Origin of the sequence: Massilia sp. DD77 (assembly GCF_036961685.1) — a bacterium.
Classification (GTDB): Bacteria; Pseudomonadota; Gammaproteobacteria; order Burkholderiales; family Burkholderiaceae_D; genus Telluria.
This window is the reverse complement of record NZ_JBAMDH010000039.1, coordinates 1-24,874: the sequence shown is the minus strand read 5'-3', so window position 1 is coordinate 24,874 and position 24,874 is coordinate 1. Positions and strand designations below refer to the sequence as shown.

Sequence of the window (24,874 nt, the reverse complement as noted above, 5' to 3'; positions counted from 1 at the left end):
AGGTGTGGCGCTTAAGCCAAAAGTATTTTTATCGCTGATTTTTGCGTGAAAAGAGACTAGGATATTCTTATTCAGACGATGGAAAGCGACGAAAGGAGGCCCAACTGGTGCGCAGCCTATCGGAGTTCATCCTTGCTTTCTTGTTTGACGGATAGAAGGCGTTCACGGCCATTCCTATCCCAGTGCTGCTTTCCAGTTAGCGGTATGCGCTGTCGAGATCAACGGCAGCCAGTCTCCTTTGTATTGTTGCAGTCTCGGACGATGATGTCGCGCCCACCGGGCTGGATGATCCTGAGCTTCAGGCCAATAACAAACACTGGGGAGCACAATCATGCCGTCACATCCTGCCGCCGGCGCGCGGTCACGCACATCCTCCGTCACCATTCCCCCGCCCGGCGCCCTCAAGGCGAAAAAGAAAGTAACGCGAGAGAGCAAGGCGCCGGACAAAAAGCCGGCGAAATCGCTGCGCAGCGAAGGCAGGCCAAAGGGGAATGGCTCGGCCGAAGCCGATATCGAGCTATCCGGCAAGGCGCAAATCATGCGTCCCAAAGCGGGCGCAGAATACCGCTGCAATGCGCGCGCCGACACCCTCGATTTTCGCGACCGCATGTACGAGCCCACCTTGATCGAGGTGCCGTCGACGATCCCGTTGGAACAGTACCTGGATTATCGAGTCCCGGTGCTCGACCAGGGAAAGGAAGGCGCTTGCACCGGTTTCGGCCTGGCGACGGTGGCCAATTGCCTCCTGATGCGGCGCAAGCAAAAGCCGGACACGACGCCGGTGAGCGCGCGCATGTTCTACGAACTGGCGCGCCGTTACGACGAATGGCCCGGCGAGGACTACGAAGGTTCGAGCGCGCGCGGAGCGATGAAAGGCTGGCACAAGCACGGGGTGTGCGCGGACGAGGACTGGCCCTATAAGGTGACCGACAACGATTACGGCTTCACCGACGCCCGCATGTGCGCCGCGCGCGCGCGCCCTCTTGGCTCCTACTTCCGGGTGAATCACAAGGACCTGATCTCGATGCACGCGGCCATCGCCGAAGTGGGCGTGCTGTATGCGACCTGCGCGGTCCACACCGGCTGGCAAGAGGTCGGCGAGGACGGGATCATCCGCCAGTCGGACAGCATGATCGGCGGCCACGCGTTCGCGATCGTCGCCTACGACCGGGACGGGCTGTGGATCCAGAACTCGTGGGGCGACGACTGGGGCAAGGAAGGCATGTGCCACTTGTCCTACGACGACTGGCTCGCGAACGGCACCGACGTCTGGGTGGCGCGCCTGGGCGCCCCGGTGAACATCGACAAGCCGCTCTCCTTCGCCACGGCGCACGCGAGCACCTCCGGGCACTCCGTGGCCTACGCCTACGCCAACCTGCGGCCGCACGTCATCAGCGTCGGCAATGACGGCAGGCTCCAGCCCGGGGGCGACTACGGGACCAGCGAGCGCGAGGTGAAGGCCATCTTCGAGGCCGACCTCGAGCCCAAGGTCAAGGCCGGGCAGATCACGCGCCTGGTGCTGTACGCCCACGGCGGCCTGGTGGGCGAAGACGCCGCGGTGCAGCGCGTGGCGGAATACCGCGGCTCGCTGCTCGACGCCGGCGCCTATCCGCTGGCCTTCATCTGGCACAGCGACTATTGGACGACGATTACCAACATCCTGCAGGATGCGATCCGTCGCCGTCGTCCGGAGGGCGTGCTGGACAAGGCGAAAGACTTCATGCTGGACCGGCTGGACGATGGTCTCGAACCGGTCGCCCGGCTGCTGTCCGGTAAGGCGGCCTGGGACGAGATGAAGGAAAACGCACTGCGCGCCAGTGCGACGGGCGGCGCGGCGGACGTGGTGGTCAAGTACATCGCCAAGCTCAAGAGCCTGCATCCGCAGCTCGAAGTCCACCTGGTGGGGCATAGCGCGGGGTCGATCTTCCTCGCTCCGCTGGCCCAGCTGCTCGCCACCAAGGGCAAGATCGTGGGCGGCCCCATTGCTGGACGCAGCGGCGCCAACCTCGGCATCGCAAGCATGACGCTGTGGGCGCCGGCATGCACGGTGGACCTGTTCAACGCCTGCTACCGGCCGCTCATCGACGCCGGCGCGATTGCGCGCAGCGCCATGTTCTACCTGACCGACAAGGCGGAACAGGACGACAATTGCGCCAGGATCTATAACAAGTCCCTGCTCTACCTGGTCGCGCATGCGTTCGAAGCGCGGCCCCGTATCCCGGTCGTGTTCAACGAAGGGGTTCCGATACTCGGCATGGACAGAACGCTGAGGCACGATCCGGATCTGGCGCAGTGGATACGCGGCGGCAAGATGGATCTGGTTCCCTCACCCAATGATGTGGCAGTCGGGACGCAAGCGGCGGCGAGGGCTACCCACCACGGGGATTTCGACGACGACATCGCGACGGTGAGCGCGACCTTCTTGCGGATTCTGGCAGCGTCGGCCGGCAAAGCACCCGCGAAGTCTGCGCGGGCCGAGGCGAAGCCCAAGCCGCCTGTACCGGGCCAAGTGGACAAGGACCTGGATAAGGAGCGGATGCCAGCCGCCGTCCGCAATCTCGTGTTCGAGAAATCGGCCAGCCGCTTGCGTGGCCGAAGGCTGGAAATCGATGCCCAGACAAAAGTCGGTGCTTAGAACCTATCCCGGTAGGCGGGAGGAAGCTCATGGCGATGCATGGGAAGTGCAGGCAAGGCGCGAGGAGGCAGTGTGGCTGGCCACACAAGGACGAGCAACGCCGGCTGCGCTTGCCAGGCGCGCCAGGAGCGACTCTTGCCTACTGGGATAGGTTCTTAGTCCAGGCTGCCTCCAGCATGCGGTAATGATGTTCGGTTGGCGATGTTCAGTTAGCTGAAACACCGTCACCCCGGCGAAGGCCGGGGTCCAAGCTGAGCGTCTCGACAGCTCATGCAAACTTGGGCTCCGGCGGGGCCGCCCGGGCCTCCGCCGGAGCGACGCGCGGAGGCTGTCGGTCGGACTTGTCTAACCTTATTGCTTACGGCGACGGCGGGACGCGGCGACGCCGAGCACGCCAAGTCCCAGCAGTGCGAGGGAAGCAGGTTCCGGCACCTTGGCGATCGGTGCATCGACGTATTCGATGTAGACGAGACCGTTGGCGCCGTTGCCGCCCGCGAAGCGGGTGGAATAGTCGACAGTGAAGTTGTAGCCCCCTGCTCCGCCACCAGCGCCGTAGCCGATGCCGCCCTTGCCGCTGAAGCTCTGGCTGCCGTTGCCAGCCGCCGCGCCGGCGCCATTGATCAGGATTCCGCCGGCGCCGCCGCCGCCCGCATGCGAACCGCTACCGCCCGCACCGCCAGCGCCGGCAGTGATCTGGTTCTGGGTGAACAGCGCCAGCAAGGCGGCGTAGCTGCCCTGGCCATTACCGATCGGCATGGCGCCCCAACCGAGGCAAGCCGTGCCATCGCTACCGCCCGAACCACCTGCGCCGCCCTGGGAACCGGCGTTGCACGCGCCACCGCCGCCGGAGCTGCCGTGCTGGCCGGATGCGTTGACGCCGGAGACGACACCGCCGCCGTTCGCGCTCAGGTAGTTGCCAAACATGGACATGCCGCCTGCCGTCAGGCCGGTGATGTCGTTATCCGGACGGCCGAGTGCACCGGAGCCGCCGGCGCCGACTTTCACGAGAATGGTGTCGCCGCCGGTGACCGAGACGGTGCCGGCGGTGAGATAGCCCGCGCCGCCGCCGCCCTGGTGGCCATTCGCACCGCCGCCGCCGCCGCCCATGACCAGGACGTTGATGGCGCTGACGTGGACTGGCACGACGAAGGAATAGGCGGCAGCCGGGTCGGTGAAGCTGATGAAGGCGGCGTTGGCGTTACTGACGGTGACGGTGGCGAGGGCGGCGAGCGCCAGGGCGGTACGGAGCATGGGATTTCCCTAGTTGTAATTTGAACTAAATTACAATAAGCAACTTCCGGACCAGGAAACATTGTCTTTTGAAAACAGATATTTACAAGAGTCAACCACTCAAAACTTTATGCGCTGTAAATTTTTCCGACAGGCTCCAGAAAGTACTTCATAGAAAGTCTGGGTGGGGATGTAGTGGCTCATCCATGCGATGTGGGGCGATTCGATCTAAAAGGTCTCGCTCTGCCTACAACGCACGTGATTCGTGTACCTCGTAGCGACCAGTAAGACATGCTCTGTTGACCAGTCTCACTTTCGAGCTTGATCGCTGCCGGCCATCCGAGCGGTAGAACGCCGGACAATTGCTCCCTCCCCTACCGCGAATGTAAAGCGTCCCTTAAACGCAGACATTCCCCGGGCTTCTCTAATCATGAGGAAATCAATGAGGGATTCCGTTTCACTGCTTGCGGCGGGCGCTCTGCTTGCTGTTTTCGGATGGGCCTTTTGGCACTATCTGGGGGCCGACGCACCGTGCGCGCTCGTTACCGTGGCGCTCGTCGCTACGACGGCAGACAATGCTCGCCTTCGCCGGCAACTGCACAAGAAGAATAACGGGTAATCGGTGCGGCGCGTCCACGCCCTAAGCCAAGTGCGGGTCCCGGCTTAATGCAGCGGTACGTGGATGAGGAAATGGCCAGGACGAATACTGGCGGAAGCGGTGAGATTCGAACTCACGAACGGGTTCCCCCGTCGGCAGTTTTCAAGACTGCTGCCTTCAACCACTCGGCCACGCTTCCTGTGAGGAACCGGCATTATACATAAATCATCGGTGCTGGGCAGGCTCGTTGGCTACGCCCGCTGGTACGCGGCGAACTTGGGCCCCGGCCTTCGCCGGGGTGACGGTCTTGAGGGTGGTGGCCATCAACGCCGCTTAGGTATGCGACGAACTTGGGCGCCGGCCTTCCCCGGGCGACGGTCTTTAGGGTGGTGGCCATCAACGCCGCTTAGTACGCGGCGAACTTCGGCCCCGGCCTTCGCCGGGGTGACGGTCTTGAGGGTGGTGGCTATCGGCGCCAGACAGGCCAGGCTGCTCAGGCGATCAGCAACCAGTTGTCCCGCAAGCTCCGCTCGAAATCATGCGCCGGCAGCGGCTTGCTGTATAAGTAGCCCTGCACCTCATCGCAGCCCGACGCGCGCAGGAAATCCAGCTGGTCCACGGTCTCCACCCCTTCCGCAATCACGCGCAGTCCCAGCTGGCGGGCCATGCTGATGATGGTCCCCGCAATCGCGCAGTCGCTGGCATCGGCCGGAATCCCGGTCGTGAACGAGCGGTCGATCTTCAAGGTATGGATCGGGAAGCGCTTCAGGTAGGACAAGCTCGAATACCCGGTCCCGAAATCGTCCAACGACAAGGCCACGCCCAGCGCGGTGAGGCGGTCCATAATCCCCGTCACCCGCCCGATGTCGTGCATCAGCGTGCTCTCGGTGATCTCCAGCTCCAGCCACGAGGGATCGAGCTGGTAGCGCCGCAGCGTGTCCGCCACGCGCGCCGGCAGCGACTGGGTGAATTCGCGCGCCGATACGTTCACGGCCAGGCGGAACGGCGGCAGCCCGGCCTTTTGCCAGACGGCCGCCTGTGCGCAGGCCTGCTCCAGCACCCACTCGCCGACCTGCACGATCAGGCCCGTGCTCTCGGCCAGCGGAATGAAGTCGCCCGGCGGCACCAGGCCGCGCTGCGGATGGATCCAGCGCACCAGCGCTTCGGCGCCGACGATGCGGTCGCTGCCGATCTCGAACTTCGGCTGGTAGTACAAGGTCAGTTCGCCGTTGCCCAGCGCATGGCGCAGGCCGGTCTCGATGCGCATGCGTTCCTGCATGCCCTGGTTCATGTCGTCGCTGTAGAAGGCGACGCTGCGGTCCGGGTTGGCGTCGTCCTTCTTGGCACGCTCCATCGCGATGTCGGCCAGGCCCAGCAGGGTCTCGGCGTCGTTGCCGTTCTGCGGATAGACGCTGATGCCGATACTGGCGCCCACGCGCAGGTCGTGGCCGGCGATGTAGAACGGCGCGTCCAGCACGTTCTGCAGCTTCTGCGCCACCGTGGTCGCCTCGAAGTGCTGGCGGATGTCGAACAGGCCGACCGCGAATTCGTCGCCGGACAGGCGCGCCACCACGTCTTCGTCGCGCAGGGTGTCGCGGAAGCGCTGGGCCACCTGGCGCAGCAGTTCGTCGCCAATGCGGCGGCCCAGGGTGTCGTTGATGCGCTTGAAGCGGTTCAAATCGATGAACAGCAGGCAGCCGTGGGCCTCGTTGCGCTGGGCGACCATCAGGGCCTGGTCGACCAGGCGCGCGAACAGGGTGCGGTTCGGCAGGCCGGTCAGCTCGTCGTAATAGGCCAGGTGGTGCAGCTGTTCCTCGGCCTGCTTGCGCTCGGTGATGTCGGTCAGGTAGGCGATCAGGCCGATCGGGCGTTCCGCCAGGTCGCGCAGCGGCGACAGCGACAGGCTGGCCCAGAATACTTCGCCGGACTTCTTGCGGCGCCGGACTTCCATCATGCGCCCGCCCTGCTCCGCGAACACGTCGTGGAAGCCTTCTTCCTCGTCGGCGTACAGGAACAGGATGTTGCGGCCGATGGCTTCCAGCGCGGAATAGCCGAACAGCTCCTCGGCGCCGCGGTTCCAGCTGGTGATGTAGCCCATCTGGTCCATGGTCAGCACCGACTCGTGGATCTGGTCCAGGATCTGCGACTGGTGCGCCAGCTGCGCTTCCATCTGCGCATAGGCGTGGGTGGAGCGCTGGGCCAGCGCCTGCATCTGCATCAGGTTGGCGGTCAGCTGCGCCAGCGCGGCCAGCTGGCGGTAGTCGCTGTCGAAGTAGCCGCGGCCCGCCACTTCGTAGTAGCCGAACTGCTCGGTGCCGGCGAAGACCGGATGGCGCAGCGCGCCGCCGATGATGCCGGTCTCGAAGCTGCCCGCGCCCTGCACGAAGCGTCCCGTCGGGCTGCTCATCAGTTCGCGCGCGACCCGGCCCAGTTCGTGGGCCAGGGCCTCGCCGCGCAGGCGCATGACGGCTTCGCACACGGCGCTCGTGCCGCCGACGAAGTCCACCGCGATCACTTCCTGCAGTTCAGACATTGCGGCCCACCTGGATCGCCCAGTGATAGGCGTTCAGCTGGCTGCTCCACCAGATTCCGGGGTCGACCTCGGCCTCTTCCAGGTCCTGCCCGGTGGGCGCGGTCTCGGTCAGGCGCAGCCAGGCGCCCAGCCTGCCTGCGCGCTCCAGCAGCGCGCCCGCCACGTGCTCGGGCAGGCAGAGGTCGGCGGCGATGTCGCGCATCGGCATGCGCAGCAGGCGGTCGAGCAGCGAGAACACGCCGGTCATGAAGGCCAGGTCCTGCTCGTCGCGGTCGCCGCCGGCCTCCTTGCAGAGGGCTTCGAGCTGGGCGCCGCGCCGTGCCGCCAGCGGCAGCAGCAGGTTCGGCGGGCCGTCCGGCTGCTGGCGCGCGTACAGCAGCAGCTGCAGCCAGCGCTGCAGCTGGCGCCGGCCCAGCAGGTTGATCGCCTGGTTGAAGCTGGTGATCTGGGTGCTCACCGCGAAGGCGGCCGAGTTGACCAGCTTGAGCAGGTGGTAGGACAGGGTCGGATCCTGCTTGAGCTGCAGTTCCAGCTCGCGCGAATCGGCGTCGCGCGCCAGCAGGCCCAATAAGGTCAGCAGGCGGCGGCGCGAGCTGCCGTCGTCGCTGGCCGACGGGAAGCTGGCCGGGTCGAGCGGATAGTCGCCGCTGAACCAGTCGAAGCCGGCGTTCTCGCATTCGGAAAAACGCAGCGCGCTGTTCACGCCACGCGCCAGGTGGGGGCCGAACAGCGCGGCCAGGCGGCCGGGCGGCGGAACGTCCTGGCTGCAGTCGCGCGCCACCGAACGCAGTGCGGCCGGGGCCTTGACGCCTTCCGGGGCCTGGCCGTCGAGCCAGACGCGGTAGCCGAATTCATGCAGCTCGGCCAGGCGGCGCGGCGCGCCCTCCTCCTCCAATGCCGCGGCCGAGACCACGAAGCCGATGCGGTTGGCCGGCAGCAGGGCCAGCACGGGCGGCGTCAGGGCGGCGGGAGAATCGAGCATGAGCAGGCCGTCGAGCGGCGCGATCGCTGCCAGCAGGTCGGGCGTGCCGAACACGGCTTGCAGGCGCGCCGGCAGGTCCTCGCCGGGCTGCAGGCGCAGGCATAGCGCCACCCACTCGTTCTGCGCATTGGCGACCGGGTCGAATGCAACGGGCGGGATGATCACGGGTTCCTGCGCAGCCATGTAATGTTTCAAAGGAGATATTCAGATGATCTTAGTGCACGGATTATCAGAAAGCAACACCCCTTGTTTCCATACAGATACATATCTGCATGCGCGGCGGGTTAATTACAGATTTATGACAAATTTTTTATGGGTTTTCTTCGAATCCGGCGCGTTGTACCGCAAAACGGATCAATTCGGCCTGCCCTTCGATGCCCAGCTTGCGCTTGATGTTCAGGCGGTGGGTTTCCACGGTCCGCACCGACAGGTCGAGGTCGCGGGCGATCTGCTTGTTCGACTGCCCGGCGGCGATGTGGCGCAGCACTTCCTGCTCGCGCGAGGTCAGCTGGTTGTCGGCCGCGTGCGGGCTGGCCAGCTGGCGCGCCAGCGCGGCGCTGTAGTAGATGCCGCCGCCCATCACGGTCTCGATGGCAAGCACGATGTCCTTGCCCGGCGCGTCCTTGAGCACATAGCCGCGCGCGCCGGCCTGCATGGCCTGGCTCACGTATTCGGGCTTGTCGTGCATCGACAGGATCAGCACCGCGATGCCGGGATAGCGCGCCGTCAGCTGGGCGGTGGCCTCGATGCCGCTGCCGCCGCGCATGTTCACGTCCATCAGCACCAGGTCGGGCTGGCAGCGGCCGGCCTGCTCCAGCGCTTCCTGGCTCGATCCGGCCTCGCCCACCACGCGCAGGTGCGGGGCCGCTTCGAGGCGCGCGCGCAGGCCGTCGCGCACCAGGGGGTGGTCGTCCACCAGCAGGATCTTGACGTCGTCTTGGCTCATGCCCGTTCCTCCAGGTCGATGCTGGCCACCACGCGGGTGCCCAGCGGCGAGGAATCGATCGCGAGCCTTCCGCCGATCGCTTCCATCCTTTCCATCATGTTGCGCAGGCCGATGCCGCGCTGCGGGTGCACGGCCACGCCGTCGGCGTCGAAGCCGGTGCCGTCGTCCTCGACCGCCAGGGTCAAGCAACGCCCCGCCCGCACCAGGGCGATGTCGATGCGGGTGGCGCCCGCGTGGCGCTCGACATTGGTCAGGGCTTCCTGGGCCACGCGGAACAGCACCGTGCCCACCATGTCGGGCAGGCCGTCAAGCGGGCCTTCGCTGCGGAAGCGCACCGGCATGCCGGCATGCTCGCCGAATTCGCTGGCCAGGTGGTCGAGCGCGGGCGCCAGGCCCAGGTCGTCCAGCAGGGTCGGACGCAGGTCGTGCGAGATGCGGCGCACTTCGCCCAGCACCGACTTCACCTGTTCCACCGTACGCTCCAGGCCCGCCTTGGCCTGCCGGCGCTGGGCCTCGTCGCCGCCCAGGCGGATGATGCCGGCCTCGAGCTGCAGTTTCACCGACACCAGGGCCTGGCTGATGCCGTCGTGCAGGTCGCGCGACAGGCGCGCCCGTTCTTCTTCCTGCGAGTCGACCACGCGCTGGGCCAGGGCCTTCAATTTGGCGTCGGCCACGCGGTGCTCGCTGATGTTCAGGGCCAGGCCGCCCATGGCCACCGTCAGCGCCGCCAGAATCGCCAGGCCCGCGATCCACAGCAGGGTCGCTTCGATGTTGCGCGACTGCTGGGCGTCGATCTGCGCCAGCGCGGCCTCGACGTCGTCGAGGTAGATGCCGGTGCCCATCATCCAGCCCCAGTGCGGCACCGGCACCACATAGCCCAGCTTGGGCGCCTGCTGGTTCGACGAGGGCTTGACCCAGCGGTAGCGCTGGAAGCCGCCGCCGGCCTTGGCGCGCCCGATCAGTCGCTGGATAGTGGGCTCGCCCAGGTCGTCGCGCCACTCCCACATGTCGGTGCCCACCAGCTCGGGCTGGCGCGGGTGCATCAGGTTCCTGCCCTGCATGTCGTACAGGAAGAAGTAGCCGTCGTCGCCGTAGCTGAGCGAGGCCAGGATGCGCTTGGCTTCCGCCAGGGTGGCGGGGTCGCTGCGGCCGGACCTGGTGAGGTGGGCGATCGAGCGCGTGGCCAGCGCCACGTAATGGCGCAGCTCCGCTTCCTTGCTGTCGAGGTAGGCGCGCTGGATGGTGGCGCGCTGCTGCTGCGCCAGGGTCACGGCCTGCTGGCGCACGAACAGCGCGATCGCCACCATGGCCACGATCAGCGGTGCGATCGCCAGGACGATGACTTTTTGCCTCAGCTGCATGGAGCGCTCGCATTAGAAAATTGCATGCGCGCATTCTACGCCCGCAGCCCGGCCGTGGCCTACGTAGTAGTGCGTAGCGCCTGCGTAATCATGCGCTTGCGACGCTATGAAGAGTGCAAGATACTCGCCGGTAGCAGTGAATAAGAGCGCCGGTTCCCGCCGGCGCATAAAGCACCAATTCCTTACCGGAGGAGTCACAATGAATCGTTCATCGGCAAGTCCAGCGAGCAAGCTCGGCTGGATTGCGCTATCGCTCCTGGGCGCGTTTTCGCTCGGGGTCGTCGCGGTCAAGCGCGGCGAAACCATCAACGCCATCTGGGTCGTCGCGGCGGCAGTCTGCGTCTACCTGATCGCCTACCGCTTCTACTCGCTCTTCATCGCCAGCAAGGTGATGCAGCTCGACCCCAAGCGCCAGACCCCGGCCTACAAGTACAACGACGGCCTGGACTACGTCCCGACCAACAAGTACGTGCTGTTCGGCCACCACTTCGCCGCGATCGCCGGCGCCGGCCCCCTGGTCGGCCCCGTGCTGGCGGCCCAGATGGGCTACCTTCCCAGCATGATGTGGATCCTGGCCGGCGTCGTGTTCGCCGGCGCGGTGCAGGACTTCCTGGTGCTGTTCCTGTCCACCCGCCGCGACGGCCGCTCGCTGGGCGACCTGATCAAGTCGGAGATGGGCGAGGTCCCGGGCATGATCGCCCTGCTCGGCACCTTCATGATCATGGTGATCATCCTGGCGGTGCTGGCCCTGATCGTGGTGAAGGCGCTGACCGGTTCCCCATGGGGCACCTTCACCGTGATGGCGACGATCCCGATCGCGCTGTTCATGGGCCTGTATACGCGCTACGTGCGCGTGGGCCGCATCGGTGAAGTCTCCCTGATCGGCTTCGTGCTGCTGATGCTGGCCATTATCGGCGGCCAGTGGGTGCACGATTCGCCGGTCCTGGGCCCGATGTTCACCTTCACCGGCACCGAGCTGACCTGGATGCTGATCGGCTACGGCTTCGTCGCCGCCGTGATCCCCGTGTGGCTGCTGCTGGCGCCGCGCGACTACCTGTCGACCTTCCTGAAGATCGGCACCATCGTCGGCCTGGCGATCGGCATCCTGGTGGTGGCGCCGGACCTGCGCATGCCGGCCGTGACCAAGTTCATCGACGGCACCGGCCCGGTGTGGTCGGGCAACCTGTTCCCCTTCCTGTTCATCACCATCGCCTGCGGCGCGGTGTCGGGCTTCCACGCCCTGATCTCGTCGGGCACCACACCGAAGATGATCGAGAACGAATCGCACGCCCGCTTCATCGGCTACGGCGGCATGCTGATGGAATCGTTTGTGGCCATCATGGCCCTGGTGGCCGCGGCGACCATCGACCCGGGCGTCTACTTCGCGATGAACAGCCCGGCCGCGGTGCTGGGCACGACGGCGCAGTCGGCCGCGGCCGCGGTGACGAACATGGGCTTCGTGATCACGCCTGAAGCGCTGGAGCAGATGGCCAAGGACGTCGGCGAGCACACCATCATCTCGCGTGCCGGTGGCGCGCCGACCCTGGCGGTGGGCATGGCCCACATCCTGTCGAACGTGATCGGCGGCCAGGCCATGATGGCATTCTGGTACCACTTCGCGATCCTGTTCGAAGCCTTGTTCATCCTGACCGCGGTGGACGCCGGCACCCGCGCCGGCCGCTTCATGCTGCAAGACCTGCTGGGCGCCTTCGCACCGTCGCTCAAGCGCACCGAGTCGCTGCCGGCCAACCTGCTGGCGACCGGCCTGTGCGTGGCGGCCTGGGGCTACTTCCTGTACCAGGGCGTGGTCGATCCGCTGGGCGGCATCAACACCCTGTGGCCGCTGTTCGGCATCGCCAACCAGATGCTGGCCGGTATCGCGCTGATGCTGGGCACCTGCGTGCTGTTCAAGATGAAGCGCGCGCAGTACGCCTGGGTCACCATCGTGCCGACCCTGTGGCTGCTGGCCTGCACCCTGACCGCCGGCTGGCAGAAGATCTTCGACGCCAACCCGAAGGTCGGCTTCATCGCCCACGCCAACAAGTTCCAGGCCGCGCACGACGCCGGCCAGGTGCTGGCCCCGGCCAAGTCGGTGGAGCAGATGGAACGCATCATCTTCAACGACTATGTCGATGCGACCCTGGCGGGCTTCTTCATGTTCGTGGTGGTGGCGGTGCTGTTCTACGGCGTGCGCACCGTGCTGGCGGCCCGTTCGGCCGGCGGCCCGACCGCGAAGGAGACCGCGTACGTCGCCATGCCCAACCCGCAGGTGCAATGATGTTCGGCTCGCTGGCACAGGCAGGCAAGTACCTCGGACAGAGTCTGCGCCTGATGGTCGGCCTGCCCGAGTACGACACCTACCTGGCGCACATGGAGCGTACCCATCCGGACCAGACGCCGATGAGCTACGAGGAGTTCTTCCGTGAGCGGCAGGAGGCGAGGTATAACGGGTCGAGGGCCGGCTGCTGTTGAGAAGTGACGGAGGGGACGCGAAAGCGTCCCCTTCTTTTTTGTTTCACACCTTCCGCCAATCCGCTCACCACCAGCCATAAGGCCGTCATCCCCGCGCAGGCGGGGACCCAAGTTTGCCTGCGTACATCCTACGGCACACTCGGCCGGTGCGCGACGAACTTGGCCCCTCCTTCGCGGGGATGACGTATTGAGGTGCGTAACCATCCTCGACACTAAAAGCTAATCGGCGCTTCACCCGTACCCACCCCATTGCGTTCCCTCAAAGTCCCCTCCCCCCGCTAACCGTATATTTTTTTCTTGCGGGAATTTGCATTCCGCAAAGGAGGACCAGCTACGTCCCTTGCCGGTCCGCTTCGCCGTCCGCCTGCGGGAACCGCAATGCCGAACTTCGAGCGCTCGAGCCTGAACCAGAAGCTGACCATCATCTCGCTGCTCTCCACGGCGACCGCCCTCCTGTTCGTGTTCGCCGCCTTCGCCGTGACCTCGGTCATCAACCACCGCCAGCACGAAGCGATGCAGCTGGCCTCCTTCGCGCGCGTGATCGGGGCGGCCAGCGCCAGCGACCTGCTGCTGGTCGACCGCGACCAGGCCCGGGCCACCCTGGCCGCCCTCGAAGCCCAGCGCGGGATCTCGGCCGCGGTGCTGTTCGATCGCCTGGGCCGGCCGCTGGCGCGCTACCAGGCCGCCGGCCGCCTCGACGCCGGGCTGGAGGAACTCGATGGGGTCGACGCCGCCACCCTGGCCCAGGCCAACCAGGACGGCCGCGCCCTGCTGTCGCGCCACATGCGCCACTACCACGAGGTGCGCCTTGGCCAGATGGCGGTCGGCGTCGTCATGGTCGAAGCCGACCTGCTGCCGATGTGGCTCGACATCCTCGCCAGCCTGGCCGTGATCGGCCTGGCCATGGGCGCCTCGCTGCCCGTGGCCCTGGTGCTGGCCGGACGCTTCAAGCGCAGCATCCTGGAGCCGGTCACCAAGCTGATCCAGGCTGCGCAGAAGGTCTCCACCAGCCAGAACTACGGCCTGCGCATCAGCCACGGCCGCAGCGACGAACTGGGCGCCCTGATCGACAGCTTCAACACCATGATGGCCCAGATCGAGGACCGCGGCGCCGCGCTGCTGCACCACCGCGACGAGCTGGAACGCCAGGTCGGCGTGCGCACCGAGCAGCTGGAAAAAGCGAAGAACGCGGCCGAAGCGGCCAGCCGCGCCAAGAGCGCCTTCCTCGCCACCATGAGCCACGAGATCCGCACGCCCATGAACGGGGTGCTGGGCATGACCGAGATGCTGCTGGCCACCCAGCTCACCGAAGCCCAGCGCAGCTACACCACCCTGGTCAAGCGCTCGGGCGAGCACCTCCTGGTGATCATCAACGACATCCTCGACTTTTCGAAGATCGAGGCCGGCAAGCTGACCATCGAATACATCAACTTCAATCTCTGGGACCTGCTGGACGACATCCACAACGTCTACACCCCGCAGGCCGCCGCCAAGGGCATCGGCTTCGACTTCGACATCGCCAACGACATCCCGGTGGCGATCTGCGGCGATCCGAACCGGCTGCGCCAGATCATGGCCAACCTGCTCGGCAACGCGATCAAGTTCACCGAGCAGGGCCGCATCCTGGCGCGCGTGCGCGTCGCCGGCGAGGACACGCAGCAGGTACAGCTGCGCTTCGAGGTGCACGATACCGGTATCGGCATCTCGCGCGAGGCGCGCGCCCGCATTTTCAACGCCTTCTCCCAGGCCGACGATTCCACCACCCGCAAGTACGGCGGCACCGGGCTGGGGCTGGCGATCTCGAAGCAGCTGGTGGAGCTGATGGGTGGGACGATCGGCGTCGACAACGCGGCCCAGCGCGGTTCGATCTTCTGGTTCACGGTCGGCTTCGACAAGCGCCGCGTCGATCCGGACGCTCCCGGCCACCGCCAGCACACCCTGGAGAACCTGCGCGTGCTGGTGATCGACGAGCAGGACGAGAGCCGCGAAGACCTGGTGCAGCAGCTCGTGGCCTGGCGCGCCAGCTGCGAGGGCGCGGCCAGCGCGGCGGCCGGCTACGAACGTTTGCTGGGCGCGGCCCGTGCCGGCCGTCCCTTCGATGCCGCGGTGCTCGACATGGAACTGGCGCAAACCAGCGGCCTGGCGCTGGCCGCGGCGATCCACGCCGAGCCGGCGGCGCGCGCCACCCAGCTGGTGCTGCTCAGTCCCGAACGGCAGGCGGCCGACCCGGTGCAGCGGCGCGAGGCCGGCGTGGCCTACCAGCTCGTCAAGCCGGCGCGCGCGGCCGACCTGTATGCCTGCCTGGCCGCACGCGCGGCGCGGCTGCATGGGGCGCCGGCCGACACCAAGGCCCAGCATCACGCCGCGCACGCCGGCCTGCCGATCGCGCCGGCCGCGCGCCCGTCCTCGGGACGGCGCGCGCGCCGCGTGCTGCTGGCCGAGGACAATCCGGTCAACGTCGAGGTGGCCAGGGCCATGCTGGAAAGCCTGGGGCTGGAAGCGCATTGCGCCCGCAACGGCGAGGAAGCGCTGCATGCGGTGCGCGACGGCGGCTGGGACGCGGTGCTGATGGATTGCCAGATGCCGGTGATGGACGGCTTCGCCGCCACCTCGGCGATCCGGCGCCACGAGCGCGAGGCGGGCCGTGCCCGCAAGCTGCCGGTCATCGCCATCACCGCCAACGCCCTGCAGGGCGACCGCGAAGCCTGCCTGGCGGCGGGAATGGACGACTACCTGTCCAAGCCCTTCAGCCAGCAGCAGCTGGCCGGCGTGATCGGACGCTGGGTGGCGCTGCCGCTGAGCGCGACGCAGCACCACGGCGACACGCCCGCCCCCGCGCCTGCGCCTGCGCCGGCGCGTCCCGCCGCACCTTCGCCGCCGCGCCACGACGCGGTGAACCTGGCCGCGCTGGAATACATCCGCGCCCTCAGCCGCGACGGCGGCGACGCGCTGGTGCAGAAGGTGGTGGCGGCCTTCGTGGCCGACACGCCGCGCCACCTGGCTTCGCTGCGCCAGTCGCTGGCCGGCAGCGACCCCGAAGGACTGCGCCGCGTCGCCCACAGCCTCAAGTCGGCCAGCGCCAACATCGGCGCCGCGCGCATGGCGGCGCTGTGCCGCGATCTCGAGCAATTGGGGCGCGCCGGCAGCGTCGCCGGCGCCGCTCCCGTCTTCACCGACATGGAAAGCGAATTCCTGTCGGTACGCGAATCGCTTCACGCTCTCCTAGAAAAGGAAACCTAGCATGCCAGCCACTGCCCAACCCCAGCGCGGGACGGTCCTGGTCGCCGACGACGATCCGGTGATGCGCCTGCTGATGCTCGAGATGCTGGCCCAGGTCGGGCTCGACGCCATCGAGGCGGCGGACGGACTCGAAGCGGTCGACCTGGCGCGCTCGCGCAGCCCGGACCTGATCCTGATGGATGTCGACATGCCGCGCATGGACGGCTTCGCGGCCTGCAGCGCCATCCGCGCCCGGGAACGCGACGGCGCCGGCGTGCCGATCGTGATGGTCACCGGCGGCGACGACGTCGAGGCGGTCACCCACGCCTACGAGGCCGGCGCCACCGACTTCGTCTCCAAGCCGATCAACTGGCCCATCCTCGGCCACCGGGTGCTGTATGTGCTGCGCGCCAGCGACGCCATCGCGCGCCTGCGCATCGCCGACGCCCACAACCGCGCGGTGCTGGCGGCGATCCCCGACACCTTCTTCCGCATGAATGCCGACGGCTTCTATCTGGACTATGAGCCGGGCCATGAGCGCAGCGGGCGCGGACGCAGCGTGCAGGCGGCCGGTATCGAGCGCGGCGTCTCCGGCCGGCAGATGGTCGGGACTTACATCGGCGACGTGCTGCCGGCCGACATCGCGCACCGCATGCTGGAGCAGATCAAGACCGTGCTGGCCACCCAGCAGGTGCGCTCGGTCGAATACGAAGTCACGGAATGCGGCGAGGTACGCCATGTCGAGGCGCGCCTGGTCGCCACCGGCGCCTCGCAGGTCCTGGGCCTGGTGCGCGACATCAGCGAACGCAAGCGAGCCGAGGAGCAGATCCGGCGCCTGGCCTATTGCGACGGCCTGACCGGCATCCCGAACCGCCAGGCCTTCCTCGAGACGCTGGAGCGCGAGCTGCAGCGCTCCAAGATGGGCAACAAGAAGTTCGCGGTGCTGTTCATGGACCTGGACGCCTTCAAGCGCATCAACGACACGCTCGGCCACAATGCGGGCGACGCGCTGCTCAAGATGGTCTCCGAACGCCTGCGCGACACCACGCGCCCCAGCGACCTGGTGTCGCGGGGCGACAACGCGACCAACCTGGCGCGCCTGGGCGGCGACGAGTTCACCATCCTGATCCCCGACCTGGAGCGGGTCGAGCACGCGCTCAACGTCGCGCACCGGGTCAAGGAGGCGATGCGCCGGCCCTTCCTCATCGAGGGCAACGAGATCTTCGTCACGGCCAGCATCGGCATCTCGCTGTTCCCGGAAGACGGCGACGACTGCGGCTCGCTGCTCAAGTACGCCGACACCGCCATGTACCACGCCAAGAACTGCGGCAAGAACAACGCCAAGCTGTACAGCTCTTCGCTGACGATGCAGATCATGAGCCACGTGAAGCTCGAGGTCGGCCTGCGCAAGGCGTTGCAGAACGACGAGCTGTACCTGCTTTACCAGCCGCAGCGCGACGTAGCAAGTGCCGAGATCGTGGGCGTCGAGGCCCTGGTGCGCTGGCGCCATCCGGAACGCGGGCTGGTGCCGCCCACCGAGTTCATCCCGCTGGCCGAGGAGACCGGCCTGATCGTCCCGATCGGCGAATGGGTGCTGCGCACCGCCTGCCGCCAGGCGCGCGCCTGGCAGCGCCAGACCGGGCGCACGATGCGCATGGCGGTCAACCTCTCGGCCAAGCAGTTCAAGGACGAGAACCTGTCGCAGATCGTGGTCTCGGCCCTGCACGACACCGGGCTCGACCCGCGCCTGCTGGAGCTGGAGCTGACCGAAGGCACCCTGATGGACGACGCGCGCGCCACGCTCGCCACGCTGGAGCAGTTGCGCGGCATTGGCGTCTACCTGTCGATCGACGACTTCGGCACCGGCTACTCGTCGATGAACTACCTCAAGCGCTTCGACGTGCGGGCCCTGAAGATCGACCGCAGCTTCATCTGCGGGCTGCCGCAGGATTCCGAGAACGCGGCCATCACCCGCGCCATCATCGCGATGGCGCACGGACTCAAGATGGTGGTGGTGGCGGAAGGGGTCGAGACCGGCGAGCAGCTGCTGCTGCTCGAGGAGTATGGCTGCGACATGGTGCAGGGCTACTTCCTGGGGCGGCCGTCGAATGCCGAGGCGATCACGGAGATGCTGGGACCCATGACGCTGGCGCTACCCGCAAAGTAGGGTTGGCGGCGGAGCCGCCAACCCTACCTTGAGCTTCGCCCTTATCGGACGAAGCGCAAGGTATGCTGGATCTTCCCCGGCAGCAGCGGCAGCGGCCTGCCTTCTGCCCAGGCGTCATGCCCGGCCAGGAAGTAAGGCGACAGCGGATGCCCGCTCTGCCCACCCGGCATGTTGTACAAGCCTTCTTCCTCGCGCCCCGGCGACAGGGTCATGCGCTCTGACTGGCCGAACTTCGGCCCCGCCACGCGCGGCATGTGGGCGTCGCCCGGCAGGCGGTCGCCAGGTGCGGCCAGCAGGAAGCGCAGCGCCGGCACCGCCATGCTGATCGGATGGGCCACGTTGGCGGTATTGCGCGCGCCCCAGCTGGCGTCGGCCAGGTTCTTGCCCTCGTCCTCGATGGCTGCGATGACGCGGTCGATCGCCGCCAGCTGCACCGCCTGCCAGCTCGGGTAGCCGCCCGGCAGCCAGCCCGGCGGCTGCTCGTCGAGCAGGCGCGCCAGCACCAGCGGCCAGCGGCTGCCGGCCAGCGCGGCGGTGGCCTTGGGGTCGCGTTCCTTGAGCGCCGCGTTGGCCTGACCGTACAGCAGGTCGTACAGCGCCCACATGAAGTCGCGCGCCAGCCGGTAGCCGCTTGAATCGACACTGGCGCGGCCGTCCCAGCTGGTCTCCAGCAGGCGGCGAAATTCGGCGCGCTGCGGCTTGCCGTTCAGGGCGCTGGCATCGAGGGCCGCCAGGGCGCGCCGGCGCCACTCGGCGATGAACAGGGCGCGGTCGTCGAGCGAAGCGCCGAAGGCCTGGCGCACGTCCATCCGGCCGCCCAGCGCCAGCAGGCCGTCGTGCAGCTGGCGGTTGCGCGCGCCCAGGTCGAAGCCGCCGTCGCCGATGCGCTCGGCCCCGGCGCCCATCAGCTGGCGGCTGTTGGCGGTGGTGATCTGGCCGTCGCCCGGGTTCAGCACGCGCGGGTAGTCCGCGGCGGGCAGCACGCCCTGCCAGGTCGGCGCCCGGCCGTCCGGATCGAGCGGGAAGGTGGCGACCTCCGGCGGGGTGCTACGCCGGGGCAGCACGCCGGCGATGGTCCAGCCGATGTTGCCGCGCGCGTCGCCGGCCACGAAGTTCTGGGCCGGGATGCCGTCGATGGCGGCCACCGCCAGCGCCTCGTCGACGCTGCGCGCGCTTTCCAGCTTGAGGTGGTTCAGGTTCAGGGCCTGCGGGTCGTGGGCGATCCAGTGGACGGCATAGTCGCGTCCGCCCACCGTGCGGATCGGCCCGAGCGAGGTCTCGCGCACCACGAAGCGTTCGGCGGGCGCGCCCTTCACGGCGATCAGTTCGACGTGCTCGCGCGGGGTCTCCCAGCCGTTCGGCGTGCGCACCTGGCCGGCCTTGGCCGCATCCGTGCCCAGCTCGACCAGGTCGAGCAGGTCGGCGTAGCTGTTGGTGAAGCTCCAGGCCACCTGGCCGTTGCTGCCGACGATGATCGAAGGCGGCGCGCCCGGCAGGGTCACGCCCACCAGGCGGCGCTGGCCGACGGCCGGGTCGGGGAAGCGCAGCACCATCCGGAACCAGGTATTGGGCAACTGCAGGCCCAGGTGCATGTCGTCCGAGACGATCGCCGCGCCGCTGGCGGTGCGGGCGCCAGCCACCGCGTAATTGTTGCTGCCGACGGCATCGGCGAAGTCCGCGCCGGCCAGCTTGATGGGCGCCTGGGCGTTGGTTCCCAGCGCGCCTCCCCACCAGTCAGGCGCATGCGCGGGCAGCGGAGCCGGCGCGGGCGGCGCGCCGCCGTCGAGGGTGGCGTCGATGGCGCTGGCGGCGGGCAGCAGGAAGGCCAGCTGGGCGGGGTCGCTATGCTCGCGCATCCAGCCGCGCGCGATCTCGCGCGGCGCCACATTGTTCTGCAGGTCGATGTACATCGCCCACACGACCAGCAGCGAATCCTGGGCGGTCCAGGGACGCGGCGCGGCGCCGGTCAGGGCGTATTCGAAGGGCCGCGCGCGCAGCGCGTCGAGGCCGTCGTTGACGCCGGCGACATAACGGTCCAGCAGGACGCGTTCGGGACCAGCCAGACGGGCAAGCATGGCCTCGGCGCGGGCGCGGAAGCGGTGCAGGCGGTGCTCGCGGTCGAGCGGCAGCGCCTTGGGACCGAACAGCTCGGCCAGCTCGCCGGCCGCGGTGCGGCGCAGCAGGTCCATCTGGAAGAAGCGCTCCTGGGCGTGCACGAAGCCGGTCGCATAGGCGACGTCGGCGCGGCTGGCTCCCTGGATCACCGGCACCCCGGCCTGGTCGCGTCCCACCGTCACCTCGGCCGCCAGGCCCGGCGCCTTGCGCTCGCCGTCGAGCTGGGCCAGGCTGCCGCGCAGGTACAGCCAGGCGCCGAGCAGGGCCAGCAGTACCAGTCCCAGCACCGCGGTGATCGCCCGCAGCGTCCAGGTTTTCCATCCACGCTTGCGCATGTCTCCTCCTTGTTTTTAGGGGGCGTATCTTGCCAGAAAATTTGGCGAATGGGCGTACGGTCGTGCGAAAAATGCCGGATGGGCGCCCACTGGAGCGTGGCGCCCTCACACCCAGCGGCGCGCACTATTGATATGGTCCATGAAAATGCGCGGCGGCGGCCCTATGCTATGCTGTCCTGGCGCCATCCACGGCGCAAAGGGAGGACCCATGCGCACATCCACGTGTACATCCATGCGTATTCCTGCTCGTGTTCCTGTCGCTGCAGCCGTCCTGGCCTGTCTCGCGCCACTGTTGACCGCCTGCGCCGTCACCCCGGAGGAACGCGCCGCCCGCATGCAAGCCGACATGGCGCAGATGATCGCCGTCTACGGTCCGGCCTGCACCCGCCTCGGCTATGCGGCCGACGGCGATCCCTGGCGCCAGTGCGTCCTGCAGCTCAGCACGAAGGACGAACTCCATCGTCTCGGCAACGCTTCGTACCACGGAGGCTGGGGTCCGCCGTACTGGCGTGGCCGGGGCTACTGGGGACCGTACTGGTGAGCAGGCGCGCAAAGGCGGCCTTGGTCATCGGCGTGCGGCGCGCCAGCAGGCGCTCCACCGTCTGTTGCGCATGGCGCAGCAGGCGCGGATAGCGCACGTCCGGCGGATGCAAGCTCAGGCGGATGAGCGGCGCCCGCGCCAGCCAGGCGGCGGTGAGGTCGGCCGCCAGCGGCGAGACGATGCGGCCGCTGCGGTTGCGCGCGGTATACACCAGCGAGGGTGAAAACGGCGACAGGCGCGGATCCGGCCCCTGTCCCGCCGCGCCGCCGCCGAGCGCGTGAAAGCGGGTGAAGGTGGTGGTGTAGGCGAAACCAAAGCGGCGCAGGGCGCGCCAGGCGCCCTCGCCCATCAGCCAGGCCGGCGGCACGAAGCCGCTGACCGGCCAGCCCTGGGCCGCGAACCAGTCCAGCCCGAGCCGCAGCCGGCGCGCGGCTTCTTCTTCCGCCAGGGCCGCGAATTCTCCTTCGCGGCTGTAGGTGCCGCGCAGGAAGCGCTCGCGCCAGCCCCGCCCGCGCGGCGCGGTGTCGAGATGGGTATGGCCGTGCAGGCACAGCTCGTCGCCGCGCGCCAGCATCGCGTCCAGGCCGGCGCGCATCGCGGCGAAGTCGCCGCCGGCGCGGTGGTAGGCCGGCACCACCAGCCAGGTCAACGGAATGTCGGCCACTTCACGGATGGCCTGGGCCAGGCGCCGGCACTCGTCCCAGGTGGCCGGGGCCACGTCGTGGATCGAGACGCACAGCGCAAGCTTAGTCGGTGACACAGATGCGCTCCAGCGCCGGCTGCGCCGCCTGCCCCGCGCCCAGCAGGCTGTGATAACGGCGCAGGATCTGCGGGAAGATCTGCTTCCAGTCGAAGTATTCGCTGGTCTTGTGGCGGGCATGCCGGCCAAGCGCGGCCAGGTCGCGCTGGTAGATGGCCTCGATGGCGCCGGCCAGGCTGTCGGCGCAGTTCGGGCGGGCCAGGATCCCGGAGCGTTCGTCCACCAGCTCGGCCACTCCCCCGCCGCCCGTGCCCACCACCGGCAGGCCGCACGCCATCGCTTCCAGTACGATCAGGCCGAAGGTTTCGCAGTCGCCCGGGTGCACCAGCACGTCGCAGCTGGCCAGCAGGCGCGCCAGTGCGCGCTGGTCGCGCTGGAAAGGCAGCACGCTGATGCGCTCGTGCGAGGGCGGCGCGTCGCCGCCGCCCACCATCAGCAGGTGGTAAGGCGCGCCCAGCTTGCGCACGGCCTCGCCCAGCAGCGACAGCTTCTTGTCGGGCGTGAAGCGGCCCGCGTAGACCAGCAGGCGCGCGCCTGGTGGCAGGCCCAGCTCGGCGCGCAGGCCGGGGTCGCGCCGGTCCGGCCGGAACACCTCGCTGTCGATGCCGAGCGGCTGCTGCAACGCGCCGCGCACGCCCATGGCGTCGAGCTGCTCGACCATCAGGCGGCTGGGCGCCAGCACCAGGTCGAACTCGCGGTACAGGTGGGCCAGGTATTTGTGGGTGGCCTGGCGCGCGGCCTGGCCGAAGCGGTTCTCGACCAGGCGCGGCAGGTCGGAATGGTAGAAGGCGATGGCCGGCACGCCGCAGCGCTCGCGCAAGCGCAGGGCGGCCCAGGCGCTGTGGCCGGCATCGCCGACCTCGACCAGGTCGGGGCCGGCGGCGCGCAGGCGGCGCTCCAGGGCCGCGACCGAGACCGGCATGCGGTAGCCGTTGATGCCGGGCAGCGGCACGCCCGGCACGCGCACCAGCGAAGGAAGTTCGCCGCCGTCGTCCACATTGGGGCTGAGAATGGTGTGGCGCATCTGCCCGGTGCGGGCCAGCCATTGGGATTTTGCGTTCAGGTAGGTGCTGACGCCGCCGCCTTCCGCGGCATAGAACATCGTGATATCGACGAGGTGCATGTCGGGTCCGCTGAAAGTGCCAACGATAGCAGCGGCCGGCGCAAGCGGTTTGTGCGCACGCACACGGAGTTGCACACGCAGCCGCGCTTGTTTCCTGCCTGCTGACTGCGGTCTGCTACCGGAAGTCGTTACGGACAATTATGCGCTGCGGCGATCGATCATGGCGCGCGCAATGGTGCCGGCGTCGACGTATTCGAGCTCGCCGCCCACGGGCACGCCGCGCGCCAGACGGCTGACCCTGAGGCCGCGCGCCTTCAGCATTTCACTGATGTAATGGGCGGTCGCTTCGCCCTCGTTGGTGAAGTTGGTGGCCAGCACCACCTCCTGGACCACGCCGTCTGCGGCGCGGTTGACCAGCTTGTCCAGGTGCAGGTCCTTGGGGCCGATGCCGTCCAGCGGCGACAGCCTGCCCATCAACACGAAATACAGACCCTTGTAGGTCAGGGTCTGCTCGATCATCAACTGGTCGGCCGGGGTTTCCACCACGCACAGCAAGGCGCGCTCGCGCGCCTCGTCGGCGCACAGGTCGCAGACCTCGGTGTCCGAGAAGGTATTACACATGGCGCAGTGGTGCACCGTGTCCACTGCCTGGTAGAGCGCGCGCGACAGCTGGGCCGCGCCTTCGCGGTCGTGCTGCAGCAGGTGGAAGGCCATGCGCTGGGCCGACTTGGGACCCACGCCCGGCAGGCGGCGCAGGCTTTCAGTGAGGAATTCGAGGGACTTGGACATCTCAGCCCCCGCTCGGGCGCTGGCGCCAGGCGTCCAGGGCCGGTGCGGTCATGAGGGGCGCGAACTCGGTGATCTCGTAGCGCGCCACGCCGGCCTGGCGAAACGGATCCTCGCCCAGCACCGCTTCCAGGGCCGCGCGGCTGGGCGCGTCGGCGAGGATGATGCCGCCCTCGCGCGGCACCTTGGGCCCGGACATCAGGAAGCGCCCGGCCGCGTACTGCGCGGCGAGGAATTCCCGGTGGGCGGCCAGGTGCGCGTCGATGCGTTCGAGCGGCGCGGTGTAGCTGAGCGAGACGATGAACATGCGGCCTTGGCCTCAGAACGGCATCTTGAAGCCAGGCGGCAGCGGCATGCCGGCGGTCAGGCCGCTCATCTTCTCGGCGGAAGTCGCCTCGGCCTTGCGCACGGCGTCGTTGAAGGCGGCCGCCACCAGGTCTTCCAGCATGTCGCGGTCGTCGCCCAGCAGCGACGGGTCGATGGTGACGCGCTTGACGTCGTTCTTGCAGGTCATCACGACCTTGACCAGGCCGGCGCCCGACTGGCCTTCGACTTCGATCTGAGCCAGCTGCTCCTGCGCCTTCTTCATGTTGTCCTGCATGGCCTGCGCCTGCTTCATCAGGCCTGCGAGCTGGTTTTTCATCATGGTGGATTCTCCAAAAAGTCCGTATGGGTAAATAGGTTCGGAAGATGCTCAGGCGGCCGGCGGCTTGACCGAGCCGGGCACGATGAAGGCGTCGAACATGCGCTCCATCTCCTGCACGAAGGCGTCGGCGCCCACCGTGGCTTCGGCCTGGCGCTGGCGCTCCTCGCGCGCCGCCTTCTGCTCGGCGCCGGCGGTGTACCACACGGGGCCGATCTCGGTGTCGACGGTGACGCGCACATTCGGGAAGTGGTCCTGCAGGGCCGCGGCCAGCTTCTCGCTGTTGCCGCTGGCGCGCAGGGTATCGACCGGGACGCGCAGGCGGAAGCTCACGGCGCGCTCGGCCGCCACGCAGGCGATCAATTCGGTCTGCAGGGCCAGCTGCTGGGCCACGCCGCGCAGCGGCAGGCTGCCGGCCAGGGCCGGCCAGTTGCCGTCCCAGCCGATTTCCGGCACGGGCGTAACGACATAGGGGTGCGGCGGCGCGG

General features: G+C 67.9%; 16 protein-coding genes, 1 tRNA gene and 1 pseudogene. 5 read left to right on the top strand and 13 right to left on the bottom strand.

Going from position 1 to position 24,874, the window contains the following annotated elements; translation table 11 throughout:
* Nucleotides 1-331 precede the first annotated feature (331 nt).
* Nucleotides 332-2,635 (top strand): C1 family peptidase, encoded by a 2,304-nt coding sequence (locus V7778_RS20895; RefSeq protein WP_335558783.1) that lies wholly within the window; start codon nt 332-334, stop codon nt 2,633-2,635.
* A 351-nt stretch (nt 2,636-2,986) separates the two neighbouring features.
* Here V7778_RS20895 and V7778_RS20890 read toward each other — a convergent pair whose 3' ends face one another.
* The 6 genes from V7778_RS20890 to V7778_RS20865 form a co-directional block, all read right to left on the bottom strand.
* Complete coding sequence (locus V7778_RS20890) at nt 2,987-3,886, bottom strand: glycine-rich domain-containing protein (RefSeq protein WP_335558781.1); 900 nt, start codon at nt 3,884-3,886, stop codon at nt 2,987-2,989.
* A gap of 686 nt (nt 3,887-4,572) precedes the next feature.
* Nucleotides 4,573-4,662: transfer RNA gene (locus V7778_RS20885), tRNA-Ser, on the bottom strand.
* 294 nt (nt 4,663-4,956) lie between these two features.
* Nucleotides 4,957-6,996, bottom strand: a complete 2,040-nt coding sequence (locus V7778_RS20880; RefSeq protein WP_335558779.1) for a putative bifunctional diguanylate cyclase/phosphodiesterase — start codon at nt 6,994-6,996, stop codon at nt 4,957-4,959.
* Entirely contained in the window at nt 6,989-8,161 is a 1,173-nt protein-coding gene (locus tag V7778_RS20875) for an HDOD domain-containing protein (RefSeq protein ID WP_335558777.1), read from the bottom strand. Before V7778_RS20875 ends, V7778_RS20880 begins: the two co-directional genes overlap by 8 nt.
* A 127-nt stretch (nt 8,162-8,288) precedes the next feature.
* Nucleotides 8,289-8,924, bottom strand: a complete 636-nt coding sequence (locus V7778_RS20870; protein WP_335558775.1) for a response regulator transcription factor — start codon at nt 8,922-8,924, stop codon at nt 8,289-8,291.
* Complete coding sequence (locus V7778_RS20865; protein WP_335558773.1) at nt 8,921-10,285, bottom strand: cache domain-containing protein; 1,365 nt, start codon at nt 10,283-10,285, stop codon at nt 8,921-8,923. The genes V7778_RS20870 and V7778_RS20865 overlap by 4 nt, the downstream gene beginning before the upstream one ends.
* Nucleotides 10,286-10,484: 199 nt before the next feature.
* On the opposite strand from V7778_RS20865, the gene V7778_RS20860 reads away from it, so the two are divergent.
* The 4 genes from V7778_RS20860 to V7778_RS20845 all read left to right on the top strand — a co-directional run bounded on the left by V7778_RS20860 (nt 10,485) and on the right by V7778_RS20845 (nt 18,143).
* Nucleotides 10,485-12,563 carry a carbon starvation CstA family protein gene (locus tag V7778_RS20860; RefSeq protein ID WP_335558772.1) on the top strand — a complete coding sequence of 693 codons (2,079 nt, stop codon included), beginning with the start codon at nt 10,485-10,487 and terminating at the stop codon, nt 12,561-12,563.
* A complete protein-coding gene (locus V7778_RS20855; protein ID WP_335558840.1) occupies nt 12,563-12,757 on the top strand; it encodes a YbdD/YjiX family protein in 195 nt (64 codons plus the stop codon). Before V7778_RS20860 ends, V7778_RS20855 begins: the two co-directional genes overlap by 1 nt.
* A 378-nt stretch (nt 12,758-13,135) precedes the next feature.
* The gene (locus tag V7778_RS20850) at nt 13,136-15,997 is read left to right on the top strand and encodes a hybrid sensor histidine kinase/response regulator (protein WP_335558771.1); all 2,862 of its coding nucleotides are present in this window, start codon (nt 13,136-13,138) and stop codon (nt 15,995-15,997) included.
* Nucleotide 15,998: 1 nt separating this feature from the next.
* Nucleotides 15,999-18,143, top strand: coding sequence for a putative bifunctional diguanylate cyclase/phosphodiesterase (locus V7778_RS20845; RefSeq protein WP_335558769.1), 2,145 nt, complete (start codon nt 15,999-16,001; stop codon nt 18,141-18,143).
* Between the two features lie 41 nt (nt 18,144-18,184).
* Here V7778_RS20845 and V7778_RS20840 read toward each other — a convergent pair whose 3' ends face one another.
* From V7778_RS20840 to V7778_RS20810, 7 genes and pseudogenes are all read right to left on the bottom strand, one after another.
* Nucleotides 18,185-20,593, bottom strand: coding sequence for a penicillin acylase family protein (locus tag V7778_RS20840; protein ID WP_335558768.1), 2,409 nt, complete (start codon nt 20,591-20,593; stop codon nt 18,185-18,187).
* Between the two features lie 437 nt (nt 20,594-21,030).
* The gene (locus V7778_RS20835; RefSeq protein WP_335558766.1) at nt 21,031-21,894 is read right to left on the bottom strand and encodes a polysaccharide deacetylase family protein; all 864 of its coding nucleotides are present in this window, start codon (nt 21,892-21,894) and stop codon (nt 21,031-21,033) included.
* The gene (locus tag V7778_RS20830; protein ID WP_335558765.1) at nt 21,881-23,017 is read right to left on the bottom strand and encodes a glycosyltransferase; all 1,137 of its coding nucleotides are present in this window, start codon (nt 23,015-23,017) and stop codon (nt 21,881-21,883) included. The genes V7778_RS20835 and V7778_RS20830 overlap by 14 nt, the downstream gene beginning before the upstream one ends.
* A gap of 138 nt (nt 23,018-23,155) precedes the next feature.
* Nucleotides 23,156-23,746: a recombination mediator RecR gene (gene recR / locus V7778_RS20825; protein ID WP_335558763.1), complete on the bottom strand. Its 591-nt coding sequence runs from the start codon at nt 23,744-23,746 to the stop codon at nt 23,156-23,158.
* A 1-nt stretch (nt 23,747) separates the two neighbouring features.
* Complete coding sequence (locus tag V7778_RS20820; RefSeq protein WP_335558761.1) at nt 23,748-24,050, bottom strand: YciI family protein; 303 nt, start codon at nt 24,048-24,050, stop codon at nt 23,748-23,750.
* A gap of 12 nt (nt 24,051-24,062) precedes the next feature.
* Nucleotides 24,063-24,389, bottom strand: a complete 327-nt coding sequence (locus tag V7778_RS20815) for a YbaB/EbfC family nucleoid-associated protein (protein ID WP_027866165.1) — start codon at nt 24,387-24,389, stop codon at nt 24,063-24,065.
* A gap of 48 nt (nt 24,390-24,437) precedes the next feature.
* A pseudogene (locus V7778_RS20810) lies at nt 24,438-24,874 on the bottom strand (DNA polymerase III subunit gamma/tau); the annotation flags it as partial.

Excerpts from the sequence above, each read along its gene's own strand:
- V7778_RS20840 (WP_335558768.1), bottom strand. The coding sequence starts at position 20,593 with ATGCGCAAGCGTGGATGGAAAACCTGGACGCTGCGGGCGATCACCGCG.
- V7778_RS20845 (WP_335558769.1), top strand. The coding sequence starts at position 15,999 with ATGCCAGCCACTGCCCAACCCCAGCGCGGGACGGTCCTGGTCGCCGAC.
- V7778_RS20875 (WP_335558777.1), bottom strand. The coding sequence starts at position 8,161 with ATGGCTGCGCAGGAACCCGTGATCATCCCGCCCGTTGCATTCGACCCG.
- V7778_RS20815 (WP_027866165.1), bottom strand. The coding sequence starts at position 24,389 with ATGATGAAAAACCAGCTCGCAGGCCTGATGAAGCAGGCGCAGGCCATG.
- V7778_RS20895 (WP_335558783.1), top strand. The coding sequence starts at position 332 with ATGCCGTCACATCCTGCCGCCGGCGCGCGGTCACGCACATCCTCCGTC.
- V7778_RS20865 (WP_335558773.1), bottom strand. The coding sequence starts at position 10,285 with ATGCAGCTGAGGCAAAAAGTCATCGTCCTGGCGATCGCACCGCTGATC.
- V7778_RS20855 (WP_335558840.1), top strand. The coding sequence starts at position 12,563 with ATGTTCGGCTCGCTGGCACAGGCAGGCAAGTACCTCGGACAGAGTCTG.
- V7778_RS20890 (WP_335558781.1), bottom strand. The coding sequence starts at position 3,886 with ATGCTCCGTACCGCCCTGGCGCTCGCCGCCCTCGCCACCGTCACCGTC.
- V7778_RS20880 (WP_335558779.1), bottom strand. The coding sequence starts at position 6,996 with ATGTCTGAACTGCAGGAAGTGATCGCGGTGGACTTCGTCGGCGGCACG.
- V7778_RS20830 (WP_335558765.1), bottom strand. The coding sequence starts at position 23,017 with ATGCACCTCGTCGATATCACGATGTTCTATGCCGCGGAAGGCGGCGGC.
- V7778_RS20850 (WP_335558771.1), top strand. The coding sequence starts at position 13,136 with ATGCCGAACTTCGAGCGCTCGAGCCTGAACCAGAAGCTGACCATCATC.
- V7778_RS20820 (WP_335558761.1), bottom strand. The coding sequence starts at position 24,050 with ATGTTCATCGTCTCGCTCAGCTACACCGCGCCGCTCGAACGCATCGAC.
- V7778_RS20860 (WP_335558772.1), top strand. The coding sequence starts at position 10,485 with ATGAATCGTTCATCGGCAAGTCCAGCGAGCAAGCTCGGCTGGATTGCG.
- V7778_RS20870 (WP_335558775.1), bottom strand. The coding sequence starts at position 8,924 with ATGAGCCAAGACGACGTCAAGATCCTGCTGGTGGACGACCACCCCCTG.
- recR (WP_335558763.1), bottom strand. The coding sequence starts at position 23,746 with ATGTCCAAGTCCCTCGAATTCCTCACTGAAAGCCTGCGCCGCCTGCCG.